General features: G+C 35.3%; 18 protein-coding genes and 1 pseudogene. 5 read left to right on the top strand and 14 right to left on the bottom strand.

The window, feature by feature from the left end; translation table 11 throughout:
* Positions 1-252 precede the first annotated feature (252 nt).
* The 4 genes from NST22_RS02850 to NST22_RS02835 form a co-directional block, all read right to left on the bottom strand.
* The gene (locus tag NST22_RS02850) at positions 253-846 is read right to left on the bottom strand and encodes a YdeI family protein (RefSeq protein WP_003234230.1); all 594 of its coding nucleotides are present in this window, start codon (positions 844-846) and stop codon (positions 253-255) included.
* Positions 847-1082: 236 nt separating this feature from the next.
* Positions 1083-1457 (bottom strand): hypothetical protein, encoded by a 375-nt coding sequence (locus NST22_RS02845; protein ID WP_003243802.1) that lies wholly within the window; start codon positions 1455-1457, stop codon positions 1083-1085.
* Positions 1458-1687: 230 nt separating this feature from the next.
* Positions 1688-2980 (bottom strand): MFS transporter, encoded by a 1293-nt coding sequence (locus tag NST22_RS02840; protein ID WP_003234232.1) that lies wholly within the window; start codon positions 2978-2980, stop codon positions 1688-1690.
* 109 nt (positions 2981-3089) lie between these two features.
* On the bottom strand, positions 3090-4478 hold the full coding sequence (locus NST22_RS02835; protein WP_003244576.1) for a PLP-dependent aminotransferase family protein: 1389 nt from the start codon (positions 4476-4478) through the stop codon (positions 3090-3092).
* Between the two features lie 226 nt (positions 4479-4704).
* Between NST22_RS02835 and NST22_RS02830 the strand changes: the two genes are divergently transcribed.
* On the top strand, positions 4705-5577 hold the full coding sequence (locus NST22_RS02830) for an AraC family transcriptional regulator (protein ID WP_003234236.1): 873 nt from the start codon (positions 4705-4707) through the stop codon (positions 5575-5577).
* Positions 5578-5729: 152 nt separating this feature from the next.
* Here NST22_RS02830 and NST22_RS02825 read toward each other — a convergent pair whose 3' ends face one another.
* Complete coding sequence (locus NST22_RS02825; RefSeq protein WP_003242891.1) at positions 5730-6689, bottom strand: DMT family transporter; 960 nt, start codon at positions 6687-6689, stop codon at positions 5730-5732.
* Positions 6690-6801: 112 nt separating this feature from the next.
* Here NST22_RS02825 and NST22_RS02820 point away from each other — a divergent pair, with 112 nt between their 5' ends.
* The 3 genes and pseudogenes from NST22_RS02820 to NST22_RS02810 all read left to right on the top strand — a co-directional run bounded on the left by NST22_RS02820 (position 6802) and on the right by NST22_RS02810 (position 9040).
* Complete coding sequence (locus NST22_RS02820; RefSeq protein ID WP_003234240.1) at positions 6802-7677, top strand: AraC family transcriptional regulator; 876 nt, start codon at positions 6802-6804, stop codon at positions 7675-7677.
* Between the two features lie 67 nt (positions 7678-7744).
* A pseudogene (locus tag NST22_RS02815) lies at positions 7745-8011 on the top strand (DMT family transporter); the annotation flags it as partial.
* A 567-nt stretch (positions 8012-8578) separates the two neighbouring features.
* The gene (locus tag NST22_RS02810; protein ID WP_010886417.1) at positions 8579-9040 is read left to right on the top strand and encodes a CarD family transcriptional regulator; all 462 of its coding nucleotides are present in this window, start codon (positions 8579-8581) and stop codon (positions 9038-9040) included.
* Positions 9041-9726: 686 nt separating this feature from the next.
* On the opposite strand, the gene cspC is transcribed toward NST22_RS02810, so the two are convergent.
* From cspC to NST22_RS02770, 8 genes are all read right to left on the bottom strand, one after another.
* Positions 9727-9927, bottom strand: coding sequence for a cold shock protein CspC (gene cspC, locus NST22_RS02805; RefSeq protein WP_003234247.1), 201 nt, complete (start codon positions 9925-9927; stop codon positions 9727-9729).
* 262 nt (positions 9928-10189) lie between these two features.
* Complete coding sequence (locus NST22_RS02800; RefSeq protein ID WP_003234249.1) at positions 10190-10783, bottom strand: type 1 glutamine amidotransferase family protein; 594 nt, start codon at positions 10781-10783, stop codon at positions 10190-10192.
* A 349-nt stretch (positions 10784-11132) separates the two neighbouring features.
* Positions 11133-11318 carry a hypothetical protein gene (locus tag NST22_RS02795; protein WP_009966647.1) on the bottom strand — a complete coding sequence of 62 codons (186 nt, stop codon included), beginning with the start codon at positions 11316-11318 and terminating at the stop codon, positions 11133-11135.
* Between the two features lie 424 nt (positions 11319-11742).
* Positions 11743-12429, bottom strand: coding sequence for a hypothetical protein (locus tag NST22_RS02790; RefSeq protein ID WP_004399401.1), 687 nt, complete (start codon positions 12427-12429; stop codon positions 11743-11745).
* Between the two features lie 24 nt (positions 12430-12453).
* Positions 12454-12630 carry a hypothetical protein gene (locus NST22_RS02785; RefSeq protein ID WP_009966645.1) on the bottom strand — a complete coding sequence of 59 codons (177 nt, stop codon included), beginning with the start codon at positions 12628-12630 and terminating at the stop codon, positions 12454-12456.
* A gap of 582 nt (positions 12631-13212) precedes the next feature.
* Complete coding sequence (locus tag NST22_RS02780; RefSeq protein WP_003234253.1) at positions 13213-14523, bottom strand: MFS transporter; 1311 nt, start codon at positions 14521-14523, stop codon at positions 13213-13215.
* A gap of 193 nt (positions 14524-14716) precedes the next feature.
* Positions 14717-15481, bottom strand: a complete 765-nt coding sequence (locus tag NST22_RS02775) for an MBL fold metallo-hydrolase (RefSeq protein ID WP_003234254.1) — start codon at positions 15479-15481, stop codon at positions 14717-14719.
* 552 nt (positions 15482-16033) lie between these two features.
* Positions 16034-16576: a cysteine hydrolase family protein gene (locus NST22_RS02770; protein ID WP_003234256.1), complete on the bottom strand. Its 543-nt coding sequence runs from the start codon at positions 16574-16576 to the stop codon at positions 16034-16036.
* Between the two features lie 114 nt (positions 16577-16690).
* Between NST22_RS02770 and lrpB the strand changes: the two genes are divergently transcribed.
* The gene (lrpB, locus tag NST22_RS02765) at positions 16691-17140 is read left to right on the top strand and encodes a transcriptional regulator LrpB (RefSeq protein WP_003246612.1); all 450 of its coding nucleotides are present in this window, start codon (positions 16691-16693) and stop codon (positions 17138-17140) included.
* Positions 17141-17262: 122 nt separating this feature from the next.
* Here lrpB and lrpA read toward each other — a convergent pair whose 3' ends face one another.
* Positions 17263-17673, bottom strand: coding sequence for a transcriptional regulator LrpA (lrpA, locus tag NST22_RS02760; protein WP_003246601.1), 411 nt, complete (start codon positions 17671-17673; stop codon positions 17263-17265).
* Between the last annotated feature and the right edge of the window lie 214 nt (positions 17674-17887).

The raw sequence follows: 17887 nt of genomic DNA, 5'->3' as shown, positions 1-17887 counted from the left end.
CGGTTCTATTAGTTCTCCTAGGCATTCTAAATGTAATGAGCCATACCATTGAGCTATTTCATTGGATAGATTTCTAGGTGTTGCATTAATATTTTATAACGCTGTCTAGTGGCATACAATGTTAGAAGCATTTCAGCAGTAAGTGAATGTTGTCCTAAGAAAAAACAAGCATCTTACTATGCTTGTTTTTCTTCTATAGAAATGATCTTATTACGCTATGATGCTATTCCTTTAGCCTGAACCTTGGCGTGCCTAATCCTTTAATCCCTTTCCATCGAGAATTTTTTGCACATATTTTTCGACTCTCGATTCTCGGGTTTTGGATTGTTTGGCTTGAGAAAAATAAAGAGTGTACGCTCTTTGCCGTCCCGGGGTCAAAGCTTCAAAAGCAATTTTCAATGCAGGGATTTCATCGAATTTATTTTGAAGTTCTTCAGGAATGTTCAATTCAATATTTTTGTTAACATCCACTTTCAAACCGGCTTTTTCAACTTCAATGGCTTCGTGAATATAGGCTTTCAAAATGTTTTCTAGCTCATTTATTTCCTGAACATTTGTAAACCGAATCTGGCGCGCCGCCTGTACATTCTCCGTTTGTTGAATGAGAATTCCATCTGTATCCTGTAATAAGACGCCTTTGTGGAACAGAAGCGCGCAATATTCTTTAAACCCATGTATTAAAACAATATTTTTATTATGATATGTGTAACAAGGATGCATCCACTTAAAATCTTCAGTCAGCTCACAGTCAAGAATGATGGTTCTCAACTTCTCAAATTCTTCCTTCCACTTTTTCGCTTTACTTAAAAATTCATCAACCTTCGGATTTGTTCTGCTATTTGTCATGAAGGAATTCCCCTCTTTCCAATCTTTTTACATTTACGTGAATTCACAATAATGAAGTCCAGTTTTATTTTTGACATCTCGGTATTTATTTTATTCTTCTATAGGTTCCTTCTCTTATTATTCAATAGATTAAGCTCAAAGTGGGGATGATGCAACAACAAAAAAAGAAGGCCCACAAGCCTTCTCTTTTTGTATAATTATTTCACTGACAATCTGAAAAAATAACAATTCGATGATTATATATCTTTTTTATTCTTGCCAATGCATAAGGTTACGGCAACACTAGCTATACTGACTAAAGTTCCTGCAATAGAAACTAGAATTGTCAAAAAGCCATTGGGAATAAGAAATCCAATTGGAATGAGCCCCAGAAAAGTGAAAACGATAAAACATTGGTATACACCAGATATTATTCTTACAACCAAATTGCCAAAAAAGGACATGACTAATGGAGGGATCAATAAAAATACAACGATTCCAATTGAGATCATCAAGATAATAGGTTCATCAAATGAGATGACATGATCTCCAGGCGACTCTTTAGCAGCCGCTAAAACAACAACGATAGACATCATTAGTGTAACAATAACAAGAGAAAACCTTTTTAACAACGTTATGACTCCTTTACCTAAAGCGAGTAATCCTGCCTTTTTCAAATCCGATAACCATTTTATGTGATTCAATTAAAGAATATGCAGTGAGTGACACAGCTATAAGGAATCCTGGTCAAATCTTTATAATAGATTTAATGGAGCAACTATAGTTCGTTAGAATATTAGATGCTGCAATATACTTTATCTAACAATATAACAAATTAATGTAAATTAAACAATCCTACCCTTTAGCGGCCCCTAGACCATACCACCACCGGAATGAGTAATAAGGACAAAATCCCTCCAATAAGTGATAATGCGAGGTAACTTGAACCTGCCACAATCATTCCAGATAATGCTCCGCCAGCAGCTCCTGACAACGCAATCAGAACATCCACTGTCCCCTGCGTTTTAGCTCGTGTGGCAGTATCAGTTGAATCTACAATAAGGGCAGTCCCGCTTATCAAACCAAAATTCCACCCTAATCCCAGTAAAGAAAGAGCAATGACGAGAAGAATCATAGATTCTCCCGGAGCAAATGCTGCTATTACACCTGCCAAAAGCAACGTTGTTCCAGAGGAAATAGCCATTGCGGTACGTCCCAACCTATCTACAAGAACACCTGTAACAAGTGAAGGGAGATACATAGCACCTATATGAAAACCAATAACAAGACCGACTGCACCCAAGTCATGCCCATGATGTCTCATATGAACCGGTGTCATTGTCATAATAGCTACCATTACTATTTGGGTAAGAACCATAACCGTTGCCCCAACGATTATCCCTTTTTTGTTTTCTGTATGCTCAGTTGCCGCCAAATGTCCTTTATCACCAGGCTCTTCATTTGCCGCTTCTATTGTTCTTGCTATAACTAATGGATCTGGACGAAGCATAATGAAAAGGACCACACCTGCTAACATATATGCTGCTGCGGCTAAAATGAAAGGGCCAGCAAGTGATGGAACACCAATAGAAAGAGCGAAATCCCCCATCACATTCACTAAGCTTGGACCTGCCACTGCGCCAAATGTAGTAAAAACCATGGTTATACTAACAGCAGTCGCTCGCTGCTTATGATTTGCTAAGTCTGTACCTGCATAACGGGCCTGTAAATTAGTGGCTGTACCTGCACCGTAAATAAGCAACGAAATAAATAACAAGAAAATACTATTTATGATTGCTGCCATAATAACGCCTATTGCTCCAAGTCCGCCAATCATAAAGCCAGCTGAAAGACCTGTTCGACGGCCATAACGTTGAGAAAGTCTTCCAACAATTAATGCAGATCCTGCTGACCCTAAAGTAAATAAAGCAGAAGGCAAACCAGCAAACGCATCAGTGCCAAGCATTTGCTGTGCAATAAGCGCACCGACAGTCACTCCTGCCGCCAGCCCCGCACCGCCAAAAATTTGTGAGATACTCACAACGAATAGTGTACGCTTGTATAACGATTTTTGTTTTTCTGGTGAACTGATGTAGCTCTGTAATGAAGCAGTTTGAACATCTATTGCTTTTACGCTGTCCTTGTCTAACATCATCTGACCTTCCTTTCTAAAAGCCAATTTTGTATAAACCTCCCTCTAGATGTGGATCATCATAACACGCACAAAAAAGCCATACAATGTCATAATTGTATGGCAAACAATATTAGGTAAGATCGTCTAGCAAACGTCTCAGGATCATTAATCCTTGTTCAAGCTCTTCAAGTGTTTTTGGTGCACAGACAGAAACCCTTACAGCCCTTTCAGGACAACTATTTCCCACTACAAAGCGTTCAGCCGCATACACTTGCACGCCAAGTCGAGCAGCCAATTCTTCAAATTCGGCACCAGACATTTTACCCGGTAACAACAACCAACGAAAAATGCCTGTTTCAACACCTAAACATGTATATCCCGCAACATATCGGTTTACGAGTTGATTTCTGCGAATGGTTTGTTCACGATGACTCTCAATTAAGACTTCAAATTGATTTGATACAATCGTGCGAGCAGTAAGTTCAGCTAATAGCGGGGAAACAGTTATATTTAAATTATAAAGCGCCTTTGATATTGGCTCCTTATATTGTCTCGGCACTGCTACATAAGCCAAACGCAGGCCTGGCGCTAACGATTTTGATAAACTTGCAATATGAATAACCTGTTGCGGTGCGAATGAGGCGAGTGCCGGAAGCGGATTTTTGTTGAGAAGATGGTACGATGCATCCTCAATAACAAACAGATTATATTTCTTTACAATGTCTGCAACCATTCTTCGATTCTCAACAGACATAAAGGAAGTCGTCGGATTATGATAATCCGGGATTAAATACAAACCTTTAATATTTTCGTTTTTACACGCATATTCAAGTGACTCCGGACTCATTTCATCGTTTTCTGATTTTATCGGTACGATTTGCACACTAAGCAATGATGCAACAGTTTTTAATCCAGGGTACGTATGATGGTCAACTCCGATGCGATCTCCAGGCTTACAAAGACTCGCCAATGTCGCTGCAATCGCATTTTGCCCTCCATTTGCAAATAAAATGTGATCAACGGATGTTTCAAATCCGCCTCTTTGGATGAGCTTTACAGCTGCATCTTTTTGCCAAAGGCTTTCACCTGCCCGGCCATAGCTAAACCATTTTTCATAATCCTCCTCATGAACCATGTTTTTCAGTTGGTATAACAAGGGCTCATATGAAGCGTGATCTGGAAGTATTGCTCCCATTTCAATTAAATGTGTCGGCTTAGTATCCTCAAGTAAATACGCATTCGACAACGCATCATACGATACAAATGTGCCGCTCCCTACAGTCGCACTCAGCAGCCCTTTTAACTCACACACTTTAAATGCTTTTGAAATCGTACTCACATTTAAATCTAGATAATCGGCCAATTCTCGCTGTGGAGGAAGTTTTGTTCCAGGTAATAAAACTCCGTTTAAAATATCCTGTTCCAATTGCCCTGCAAGTGCTTTATAAATAGGCTTTTCAGCTTTATCAATCGATGGCTTCCAGCTCATCGGATAATTTTCAAAAGAATTGATAGGCATGATACGCATCCTTTTTCACTCAATTATATGAATGTGCCGTTTATAAGACAATTATAACTTTCTTTTATTGATGCCTTTTTATGAACAGCATGCTTCAATAAAACCTGTACAAATACAAGTGAATCACTTACTTTATTTCATATAAGTCATCCTGCAAAACTGTGCACAGAATGTCGGATAAATACATTTCACTCCTGTTATTCTTTGGTTAAAGGAGGCCAAATAAATGGATTTGCTTAAAAGTATGAATAGGGCGTTAAAGTATATTGAAGAAAACCTCACTAATGATATTGATTTTCAAGAGGCAGCAAAGCTTGCTTTCTGCTCTGAATATCATTTTAAAAGGATGTTTTCCTTCCTTGCAGGTATTTCATTATCGGAATATATTCGTCGCAGACGTCTTACTCTTGCAGCTTTTGAACTGAAAGACAGCAATGTAAAAGTGATTGATATTGCAATAAAGTACGGTTATAACTCACCAGATTCTTTTGCACGGGCATTCCAAAATTTACATGGCATAAACCCATCAAAAGCCAGATTTAATGGCCATTCCCTTAAAGCTTATCCACGAATGACCTTCCAGCTAACAATTAAAGGAGGAAATGAAATGAACTACCGTATTGAAGAAAAAGAGGCATTTCGCATCGTTGGCATTAAAAAAAGAGTTCCTATTATTTTCAAAGGAATTAATCCGGAAATTGCATCTATGTGGGAAAGTTTAGATGAAAAAGCAATAAATAAACTAAAAGAGCTATCTAATGTAGCACCATCAGGCCTCATTAGTGCATCCACGAATTTTTCTGAAGGTCGGACAGAGGAAAACGGAGAGCTCGATCACTATATTGGCGCAGCCACAACGAAACGGTGTCCAGATAACTTCTCACGGCTTGAAGTTCCTGCCTCAACATGGGCTGTATTCGAATCAATCGGGCCATTTCCGGATACACTGCAAGAAGTATGGGGACGCATTTATTCCGAATGGTTTCCATCGTCAAATTACGAACAAATAGAAGGTCCAGAAATATTGTGGAACGAGCATAAGGATGTAACATCACCATCTTTTAAAAGTGAAATTTGGATACCAATCACAAAAAAGTAATACGTTTTTCAATCAGAGAAGAAAAATTGAAGGTTCTTGAAGAAAAAATACCTAGGGCGTCAAAACCCTTGGTATTTTTGATACTGCCGAGAGGGCTCAAACTCCACCAGTGTTTTTCATTGCCGGACCGGTCATGTAAGCAAAAAAAGCCCCTATATATCCCGATTTGCATGATTCCTAATCTTTAATATCGATTTTTCACTCTCCATAGAAGGCTCTTTATGTAAAGCCAATATTAAAGTTATCCCTATAATACAAATAGCACCAATCCATTGAAAAGAACCAAATGGCGCTTTTAACCAAACGACAGTTGTTACAACAGCTGATAGAGGCTCTAGACTGCCTAGTAGGCTTGTTTCTTTTGGAGAGAGGCTTTCCAAGCTTTTTATGAAGAACCAGAACGCAATCATTGTTCCAAATAATATCACGAATAAGATATATGCATACGCCTCAGCAGTTAATCGTTGAAAATCCAGTTGCCATGGCGGATGGATAAAACCCAATGCAAAACCGCCAATAATCATAGCCCAACCTACAACGACAAGAGAATCAAATTTATTTAATAAACCAACGGCATACAAAGTATAAAAAGCTGCCGCGAATCCTGATAAAACTCCCCATACTACTGCAGCTGCCGGCACTGAAAGTTGAGACATTGAACCATTTGTTAACAAAAAAAAGCAACCCACTAAAGCAAGTACAACAGTTATGATATCTTGTTTGGTAAGAACCGTTTGTTTTCGCAACAGCGTGTAGATAATGACGATTACTGGGGATAAATATTGCAATAACGTAGCAACGGCAGCATTCCCATGTTGAATGGATGCCATATATGTGTACTGCACAGCTAGCATTCCCAATAGGCCAAAAATTAGAAGCTGGCCAGCCGACGCTTTGTGTTTCCACACCTCAATAACCTGGGAACGATCCTTTCTGAACAGTTGCAGCATTAAAAGTAACATTCCAGCCGTAAGCAAGCGTGTCGTTACAAGCCAATTGACATCAATTTGATATTCTTGAAAAAGTTTTTTGGCTACTGTGCCTCCAATCCCCCAACATGTCGCCCCTGTGATAACATAGAACAATCCCATTCTTCTATTGGAAGTATTCATACATGACTCCTCACTAATAAATATAATAATAGTGTTATAATAAATGCAAAACATGATAAAAAATACTCAAATTGAATGAAAAAATATAAATATATTGAGGTGTGAAGTCAGAATGAAGAATTTTGTGATCGATCAAAATTTAAAAGAATTAACAGAGCACCGAACGGTAGAATTGCCAGTTGCCTGCTACAAGACAACGATCAATCAAAATATAAATGGCTATATTCCGCTTCATTGGCATGATGAAATCCAATTTGTTTTGATACTAAAAGGGATAGCTCTCTTTCAAATAAATGAAGAAAAAATAGAGGTTCACGAAGGGGATGGATTATTTATCAATAGCGGCTACCTGCACATGGCCGAAGAAAAGGAAGGCTCGGATTGTACGTATATTTGCTTGAATGTGTCACCCCATTTCGTTTTATCTCAGGAACTGTATTCAAGCTATGTTCAGCCCTATATGTTTTCAACCAATTTGCCCTATTTATTTTTGGCTGGAAATCAACAGTGGGCAAAAAATATTCTAGATGCTGTTAAAAAAATAAATCAATTGATTCAACAAAAGACATCGCTCTATGAGATTGACATTACGATGCAATTAACGTTAATGTGGAAAAACCTGGTCGTTAATGGTTTTCAATTAGAGTACGATCAATCTGAAATGATAAAAAGTCATCGAATGAAACAAATGTTAAACTGGATCCATCTCCATTATGTTGAAAAAATCACATTAGAGGACATTGCAAAAGCTGGCCAACTGAGCCGTTCTGAATGCTGCCGTTATTTTAAACGAATGCTGAATAAGACGCCATTACGTTATGTAATGGATTATAGAATTCAAAAAAGCTTATTATTACTGCAACACCCTGAATCCAATGTGACAGAAGTGTCTTATCAAGTTGGATTTAACAGTACCAGTTATTTCATAAGTAAATTTCAACAAGCGATGAATATGACGCCATTATCATACAAAAAAATGAATTCATAAAGTTTATTCTATTAATAAATGGAGTCCCTGTTAATGGTACTCCCCTAGCACGATTTTTACGCCACTACTGCTTGACCCTAAAATTCTAGGTGGCCTTTTGTATTTGGGAATTGTTTCAACAGCTTGTGCATTTTTATTGTGGAACCACGGCTTACAATTATTAAATGCCTCAAGTGGAGGCCTCTTTTTCTTTTTTCAGCCTCTGGTTGGAACCTTACTCGGATGGATTCTGCTTGGAGAACAAATAGGCGGGACATTTTGGATAGGTTCGTTTTTAATTCTGAGCGGTGTTTTATTAGTCATTAAAGAGAAAGAAAAAGAAGTGAAGTCATAACAAAAAAAAGCAAACTATTTTATATAGTTTGCTTTTCAATTAACCTTGTTCTTTCCCCTTTACTTCTTTATGTTCTGGTCTTCATTTATAATCTCTCCTTTCTTTATTTTTCTTCTCGCCTCAATACCCATTTGAAGGTTGTCAATTTCCCTGATAATAATGCCAATTTGGTGGCTAAATGTTTATCAACAAACCTTTTTCTGCTTGCAAGATAAGTGAAAATGCATCATTAAGTAAGTCGGCCGTTATCCATATCAAATCGGTAAAGAAATTAGAACTTAATCATGTGCTTTAAATATTTTTAGCTGACATTTCACGAATATCGTTCTTTCTTATCTACTCAAATCATTTCTGTAATGTCATTGAGCCAATGAAAAACTGCTCACACGGATCAATTGACCTTTTCCTGATTGGAAATCCGACACGTTCCCTATTGTTTTTGCTTGATCTGTTTTTTCAAAAAAGTTATTGACATCAAAAATTCGATCATGTTATTATTAAAATTTTGATATTACACCTCCATATATGGTAATCTTAAGAAGGATACCATATATGGAGGTGGATGATATGTTTCAAATTGGCGATAACATTGTTTATCCAATGCACGGAGCAGGTATAATTGAAGCCATAGAAGAAAAAGAATTCTTAGAGGAAAAACAACAGTATTATGTCATAAGAATGTCAATCAGTAATATGACAGTTATGATTCCAACGAGTAAAATATTGAGTTCGAATATACGACCAGTTACCGATATACTTGCATTAAAACACATTATGCACATTTTTCAGCATGGAGAATCCGATAGGTTACTGCCATGGAAGCAAAGGTACAAAATAAACACGGACAAAATAAAAACAGGTGAAATACAAGAAGGTGCTGAAGTTGTACGTGATTTAATGCGTATGAAGAAAGAAAAAGCACTTAATGCAAGCGAAAAAAAAATGCTGGATAATGCATATGAATTTTTGATTAGTGAACTGGAAGTAATTAAAGGAATCACTGAAAAACAAATAAAAAGTTTTGGTTAGATACATCCCAAAAGATATTTCGGAATATTATGATGAAAAGCAAATCTTCTCCAACTTATGTTTAGAACATTAACGACCTCTTTTGTTATTCCTACATTCTAATCCATTTTTATTATTTACATTTCTTCTGCGAAGATTGAAGTTTTACCAAAAAACTCAATAAAATAGTCACTTTTTTTAGTATCCTGATTCACACTGGCACGGACAAGGAGCCGTAAGGATGGAAGAGAGGTAGGGCTTTCATTGTTTTAGGTATCTCTAAGTGATTATTTCCAGGAGAAAAAAACAATCGATCTCCTCATTATTTTTAAGAATTTCTTATATCCACTGCAACATTGAATAATAATTGTTTATCTTCTTCTCATAAAAGAGATATGCGAGTTGATAACATTTAGATGAAACCATTTTTATAATTCATCTAATCTTACTTAAATGAACGAACAGGTTAGTGAAAAAAAGAGTCAGTTATCTATATTTGAACAAAACATTAAATAATTTATATACATTCCGCATATTGTCAATCCAGTATGTTATACTGTAAACAAACCTTTGAAGTTTTAAATCTTTTTCTATTACCTTGTAGCATCTCCCTACTCGAACGTTGAGTAGGGTTTTTTATTGAGTATGATATAGACATAAAAAAACAGGCCCTATATAAAGAGCCTGTTTGTATAAACGATTGAAGATTAAGCTTTTTGAACGTTAGCAGCTTGAGCTCCACGAGCACCTTGCTCAACGTCAAACGATACTTTTTGACCTTCGTCTAAAGATTTGAATCCGTCACTTTGGATTGCAGAAAAGTGTACGAATACATCGTCTCCATTTTCGCGTTCGATAAAGCCAAAACCTTTTTCTGCATTAAACCATTTAACTGTACCTTGTTCCATTTTTGTTGCCTCCTAGTGTGTAACCACACAGTATATACTATCCTTGCCCAAAGTATCATCAAGACGAAAAGTCAATCTTCATACTATCCTTTACACCGAACAAAAATAATTCTTCTTTATTATATCAGGAATCGGAAATAACTGCAAATTAATATTGATGGCATTATTTGTTAAACTTGACCTCAAATCATCTTTCTTTGCTTTATTAGGAAATTCAACTCAATCGCAAAGCCCCCTATTCGGGAAAATCATTTCCAGCAAATTAATCAACAAATGGATTTCCATATTTATCACAAAAATGATAAAAACCATAACGATTCATATACATCATTTTCTCTATGTTCTCAGGAGTATCAAAATCAATCATCTCTAAAATTAAATTAGTAAATTCAATAGGGGCAGTTCCATTAGCAGTAACCAAATTTTTATCTCTTACTGCTTGTTTCTCTACAAAACTGCTAATCGGTTTATATTGTTTGTAATCTTTCCATAAGTAAACAAAATTACCTGTATGGCTATGATTATTCAGCAAACCATTCTTCGCCAAAAAATCCACTGCACCGCATATCGCTGCTATTGGAATGTTTTTTTGAAATGCAGTTTTTACAAAATGTAATAGTTTTTTATTGTCATTACTCCAGGAATCCCCGCCAATCATAACTAGCAAATTAAAATTTGCAGGTTCTAACCCTATTATGTAATCGACAGATGTTTTAAAACCACCTATTGAGCTTACAATAGGGTCTAAAGAAACAGTGTGAACCGACCAATCTTCTCTTTGATTTAATGCAGATGCTAAGTAAACACCTTCCCAATCTGCATACTGGTCTAATATAAGAAATAACGCCTTTTTCACAACTATATACCGCCTTAGATTATAAGTTTTTTATTATCCAACCTTTTCGATTTGTTACGAAGAAAAAATACTCTATCTTCCGTACCTGCCCTTCCCCAACAATTTGGGGTCAGGTGAGTGCGATAAAGAGGAGTGTTCATCACATCCCTGTAATCTTTGAGTAACGTTTCCTCTTGCAACATTCATACGATAATATTTCATCAGAAAGCATTAAATCTCCTGTTCATGAAAATAATCAACGACTTCAATTGATTATATAAGCTGTAATCTCCAATTTGTTTCATTTTTCAAGGAATAATAAAGAAGGATACTACATAAGTAACATCCTTCTTTCCCAACTTTATGACTTTTAATTTGCTTGCTGTGCTTGTTTTACTGATTCTTTGCTAAAAAGTCCAACAATATTCCACAACACAATTACAGAAGCTATTATTAAACGAGTAGTACTGACTTCTTGGTTAGTAAATAATTTATAACCATATATTGATCCCAATGCTACTATACAAAAAACATTGAACCATTTACTCCAACGCAATTAAAAAACTCCTTTTTAATTAATTACATCTCCATACAATCTGTATACATTTATTATAGTACCAGTATTTTATTGAAAATATATAAAATTTTTCAATATCTAATCTTAAACCTTTCTTAACTGATCCTACAAATCATTACTTTCACACTTGTTACGTTGGCAAAATAAAAAGAAGACTACACGTTGTAACACCCTTTTTTATGCTTTGACTTCCATATAAACTTTTGAGCTTGGCATCAACCGTCCGGCTAATATCTTATTATTTAGAATGTGTAGCGATACATAGAAAAACTAAATTAGCAAGAAAAAAACATGTTATATCAAAATTGAACCAAGTTTTTTCCAAGATTCCTCAGACGAGGGATTTTACTTCTGTATAACAAAAAATCACTTTGTCCTTTATAAAGACAAAGTGATTTTAAAATTAGCTATTAGGTAAATCTACTTTTGCAGGAGTACTTGTCCAAGGTTTGCCCATTTTCTTTTTATGAGCTTTATCTTCAAAAAATTGAACTGTAGCATACTGATACCAACTATCAGTCATTGCTCCTTTTTCGTATAAATCATATTTATAATACGCATCAGGGATTTGTTCTTTTGCCCAATAAGAGAATAAAATAGTGGCAGCCTTACTCCCCCATCCCAAGCCAGGGACAATACCGACTAATGACATTGTAACTGATAACGCATTTTTAGCTGCTTTTGTATGCCCAGATAAAGTCCCCACATAATGGTATCCCTTTTTAGGTTTTGCAGCCTGTGTTGTGAATTCATTTGATTTCAAATTATTGTTTTCATAATTTGTTCTTTTAGCAACATTTTCATCATACTCAAAGTTTAAACCTTTTTGTTCTATGCCATCGACTTTTACAGTATGATTATTTCCGTTCATCTGAACTTTGTGAGTTTCATTTCCACTCACATACTCAATTTCAACTAATTTCCCGTTCGATGAAATCTTTTCACTTTTCATTTTGTAATGTAGAGCTAGTTCTTCGTAAGAAGGGGTTGTCTTAGAGTCCTCCTTTGCAGAAGCGTAACCTGCAGGTAAAAGTGAGCCTAAAGTCAATGATGCAGCCATAACACAAGTAATAACTCTTTTCTTTCTCAATTGAAATCCTCCTTGTGTTACACCTTAAGAATCTGAATTACTAAATACTTGCTTAATTTTATAAGCAATAACAGCGAGGTATAAAATTGCAACAAACACTAAAACTCCAGTGCCATAATCAGTTTTTGCAACTAGAAAAAGACTTAACACACCGAAAATAATGTACATAACAATATCAAAGATATTTTTCTTGTTGTTCATATAAACTCCCCCGTTTAGCAATTGATTCCAGGTGCATATTTGATTGCAGCCCCAGTGTATTAAACACTTACAATTTTGTCCAATTGAAACTCTCTGGCAATATTACTTTAATCATATCGCAAAATAATTTTTTGAATTATTTTCAGCACACCTACTCTAACATGATTCTTTTTTGATTTACATAAAAAATCGAAAAATTGAGTCATTTTTCCTTGGAGAATAAGTGTGTAAATCTTAAAAAGGACTATTCATTCATTTTGAAAATTAGAGATACATACGCTAATCATTTTATTTTCATTAAAATCCTTTTCGTGTTTGTTAATAATATGGAGAGGTGATGAAAACAAAAAGAAAACAGTTAGACCAAAATTGACTGAACTTAATGCCACAAGAACACCGTACAATAATAAAAGTGATAAATAATTATCTCTTCCGTTCATTACATGCTCTCTGAATCCCAAATAATTGTGTAGTTATACACATGCCACTAATGCCATGTCAACTCCTTACTATAATAAATAGAAAAAGGAGGTTCCGGTAAAGTAATGTCTACTTAGGTTCTTCAAAGACAGTTATATAAGCTTATGCTTTTTCCTGAATCCTTCTAAAATACCAAATAACTACTGGAATGAGTAACAATGATAAAACGGCTCCAGAAATTGATAGTATTGTATAACTAGAATGTGCAACAACCATTCCTGACAAGGCTCCACCTGCTGCTCCTGATAGTGCTAATAAAACATCGAATGTTCCCTGTGTTTTTGCACGTAGAGATGGATGTGTTGAATCTATAATAAGGGCAGTTCCCGTTAGTAAACCAAAGTTCCAACCTACCCCTAGTAATACTAGTGCTAGGATTAGCAATGATAATGAGTCTGCCGGTGCAATAGCTGCCACCAACCCAGCGGCAAGAAGTGTGGCACCTGAAGCAATAGCCATAGTTGTGCGACCAAACTTATCTACTAATAAACCAGTCAATGGTGAAGGAAGATACATCGCTGCAATATGGAGTCCTATAACTAATCCCACTTCGCTTAAACCATGACCGTGATGACCCATGTGAACCGGTGTCATTGTCATAATAGCTGTCATGATTAGTTGAGCTAAAATCATAATGACAGCTCCTACCATTATTCCTTTTTTGTCTATAGCAGGATTTTTTAGACTTCCTCCTATTTGTACTTTATCGTCTTTTTTCTCAGCATTCGCAATAGCTGTTGATACAAACAGCGGATCTGGACGAAGAAAAATTAAGAGAATAATTCCAGCAATTATAAAAGCTGCTCCTGACATAATAAACGGACCAGCTAAATTGGGAACACCAATTGAATCTGCAAATTCCCCCATTGTATTAACTAAGTTAGGACCTACTACAGCTCCTAAAGTAGTAGAAACTAAGGCCATACTTGCAGCAGTTGCCCGTTGTTTCTCATTTGCAAGGTCTGTCCCAGCATACCGAACTTGAAGATTAGAAGCCATACCTGCTCCATAAATAAGAAGAGAAACAAATAATAGGGCAACGCTGTTAATTAAAGCCGCGATTATCACACCTATAGCACCTAATCCGCCTATAAGGAAACCACCTGCAAGTCCAGCTCTGCGACCAAAACGTTGTGAGGATGCTCCTATAAGCAGGGCAGCTACGGCAGATCCAAAAGTAAAGAGGGCAGTTGGAATTCCTGCTACATTTTCCGATCCTATCATATCTTGTGCAAGAAGCGCCCCAACTGTTATCCCAGCTCCAAGTCCTGCTCCCCCAAATATTTGTGAAAAAATCAAGATTTTTAATGTTTTTTTATAAAGTTGGTTTTGTTTTTCTGGTGAATCAATATAACCTTGTAACCAAAGAGGCTGCTGTGTTGATATATTTGTATCTTTTTTTGTCATTACCATGAATTCTACCTCCTAACGACACATCTTTGTTGCTTTTCAAGTTTTTTTGTCATCATTGGAACATTCCATTTTTGTTATTCCGTATATTTAGGATTTTCGATATATTTAAAATTTAAAATATTCATTATTAGAAGAAGCTCATGATTAGTTTTTATAATTATGAGCTTCTTCTATTTATTTGTCGGTGTTCATATTAAAATGTGTAAGACTCGCCATCTTCTGGCACTAAAATATTACTTGAGAATCCTTTTTCTTTACTAAAGTTTTTTAATTCTTCTCTAGATAGTGTCCAATGGTTAACAGCTTCCATATGAACAGATATAATCTTAGCATGAGGAGCAGCCTTGTGAACTTCATAGATGTCTTCTTTTCCCATGATGAGTGAACCTAAATCTAATCTTTGATTGTCTCCACCATTAACCACAATGATTTCTGGTTGATGTGTATGAATCTCGTCTTCGATAGCATCATACCAAACTGTATCCCCAGCTACATATAAAACTTTTTCACTTGGGTGCTTGAATACTAATCCACAAACATCACCCATTAAGTTTAATAACTCTTCCCCTCTGCCATGTTCACCTTTTGTTTTTACTAATTGGATCCCTTCAAAAACAGTGTCTTGATGTAGCACTTCTACATTTTTGAAACCACTTGCTTTTACTTCTTTTGCATCTGCTTCATTTTGAACAAACATTTTGATGTTTTTTGGCAATACGTTTTTTGCCACATCATCAAAGTGATCTAGGTGTAGATGAGTAACAATTACCGCATCTACGCCATCCAGAATGTTATCAATTGATGTTGGCAAACTCACCAAAGGATTAAATAAATCTTGTCTGATCGTTTCAGGGAAAGTAGCGTACGTACCTTTCTCTGCTAACATAGGATCTATCAAAAATTTTTTATTTGCGTATTTTACAACAATTGTTGCATTTCGAATTTGTGTAATATTCATATTTACAACTCACTTTCTTTTTTTATTTGTCTTAGATCGACAGAGTTAAGTGTATAATATCAGCAGTGTTCGAATACATAGATAAAAAAAAGTGTTTTAACTCTTTGACTTTATTTTCGAAAGGAATTAACGTTCAAATAGATCAAACAGATAAAAAATTATAGAGAAATTATGTATAATAGCCGAATTCAATGAAAGATCTGGGAGAGAGTACATTTAACATGCCCAGCAGCTACAGCTAGAGTAGAGAAATTAGAAGAGAATGGAGTTATTGAGGGATCTAACATTAAAGTAAATCAAGCAATTAGGTGCTTTATGTAAACCTTCATCAATATCTATATTTATGGCAAAAACAATCCCTGTATATGGTCTTACTATGGATCAAAAACAGGACATCTTGATCTTTTATCAGATGGGAATAATGATACTGAAAAACAATAAAAGATAATGAATAAAGGATGTCCAGAAGTATTTTTCTGAACATCCTTTTTTAAGTTGTTGAATCATCTTTCTTGTGAAAAGAAAGACGTTATGTTCGCGCAGGAAATTCTTTTATTTTAAAAATGCCTCTGTGGTTTTTACTGTTGCATAGACACCATTTAATGCGGCCATAAATGCGTAATGGACATGCTCAGCAGGAACGATTTTATCTTCAATTTGCAATGTTGTTGTTGCGCAAGCATCTTCTACCACTTGGCATACATAACCATGTTCAACTGCAGAACGAACTGTTGCATCAATACACATATGGGACATCATACCGCAAACAACTAATTCTTTAACCCCTTCTTCTTGTAGCTTTCCATTTAAATCTGTATTGAAAAAGCTATTCGGCATATGTTTTACAATGACTGTCTCTTTCTCTAATGGACGTACTGACTCATGAATTTCGACACCTTCTGTATTTGGATGGAAAAAATGAGCGATGTTACCTTCTGTGATATGCTGTACATGAAAGACAGGTGCGCCTGTGTTTCTAAAGTGTGAAAGTAGTTTAGCCGCATTTTGTGCTGCTTTCTCTGGGTTTGTTAAAGCCATCTTCCCATTTGGAAAGTAATCATTTTGAATATCAATCACTAATAAAGCTGTTGTCATTTTTTCACCTCTTAAAATTTTTATACTGTATAAGGATATATAATTTCCATTGAATTTTCGATGGTCTCATGAAATACTATTTTGTAAAACTTTTTCACTGTGAAAGGAGTTACTATGCAAATTGATTCAATTGATTTTCAAATTCTCCAATTATTAAATAAAAATGCTCGGATACAATGGAAAGAAATCGGTGAAAAAATTCATATGACAGGACAAGCGGTAGGCAATCGCATCAAAAAAATGGAGGATAACGGTATCATTAAAGCATATTCGATTGTGGTTGATGAATTGAAGATGGGGTTTTCTTTTACAGCCTTTGTCTTCTTTTTCATGAATGCATATATGCATGATGATTTATTGAAATTTATTGCTACTCGTAATGAAATTAGCGAAGCTCATCGTGTTTCGGGAGATGCATGTTATCTTCTGAAGGTAACGGTTCATTCACAAGAAGTTTTAAATCACCTTCTGAATGATTTATTGAAGTATGGAAACTATCAGCTTTATTTGTCTATTAAGGAAGTAAAAAAGCATTATAATACTTCATTAATGTCTGATGAATAATGCGCTTGTTATTATAATGTATAAAAAGGCCCCAGCTTGGTAAATTCCATATCCAACCTAGGGCTTTTTTAGAGCATATATATCATGTTATATGACCGCACATCTCCGTTTTATAAAGTTAACTATTTACCAATAACAATCGACACTTTATAGTTTGCATGTTTATTTAAGTCATTTAAAAATTGATCTAATACCTCGTTTGAAGGAAATTTACATTCAAGCAAATAGCAACCGTCTCCACTAACTTTATAATTGTTTATTACATAGTTATCTTGTGTTTCTATAAAAGCTAAATAGGGTTGATGATGGATTTTTTCGATATAAATATTAAGAAAAGCATGTATAGAGAAGCCTAATTTCACTTGATTCACTTCGATACTACATCCTTTTATTATGCCATTGTCTATTAACTTTACTACTCTTGATGCGGTTGCTGGTGCAGTGAGATGTACTTTTTCCCCTAATTTTTTCATTGTAAGGCGACTATTTTTAGACAGCTCATCAAGTATTTTTTTATCTATTTCATCAATCATTTTCTTGTATCCTTTCTGAAAAATAAGATGTATTTTACATATTTTGTTCACTGAACATTTTTTTATGTTTGCTTAAAACTTTAAAAGTAAAGTGAAATTGTGAAATAACTTTATTTTGCCTATGTATTGATCGTTTGAGAAAGTATATATTTATTTGCATGCAAATCAAAGAGGAATGGACACCATTTAATATGAAACAATTTTTCAAAATGTT

The organism is Bacillus sp. PS237, assembly GCF_037963345.1.
Classification (GTDB): domain Bacteria; phylum Bacillota; class Bacilli; order Bacillales; family Bacillaceae; genus Bacillus; species Bacillus subtilis.
Note: the sequence above shows the minus strand (reverse complement) of the source record. Positions and strands in the feature narration are given on the sequence as shown.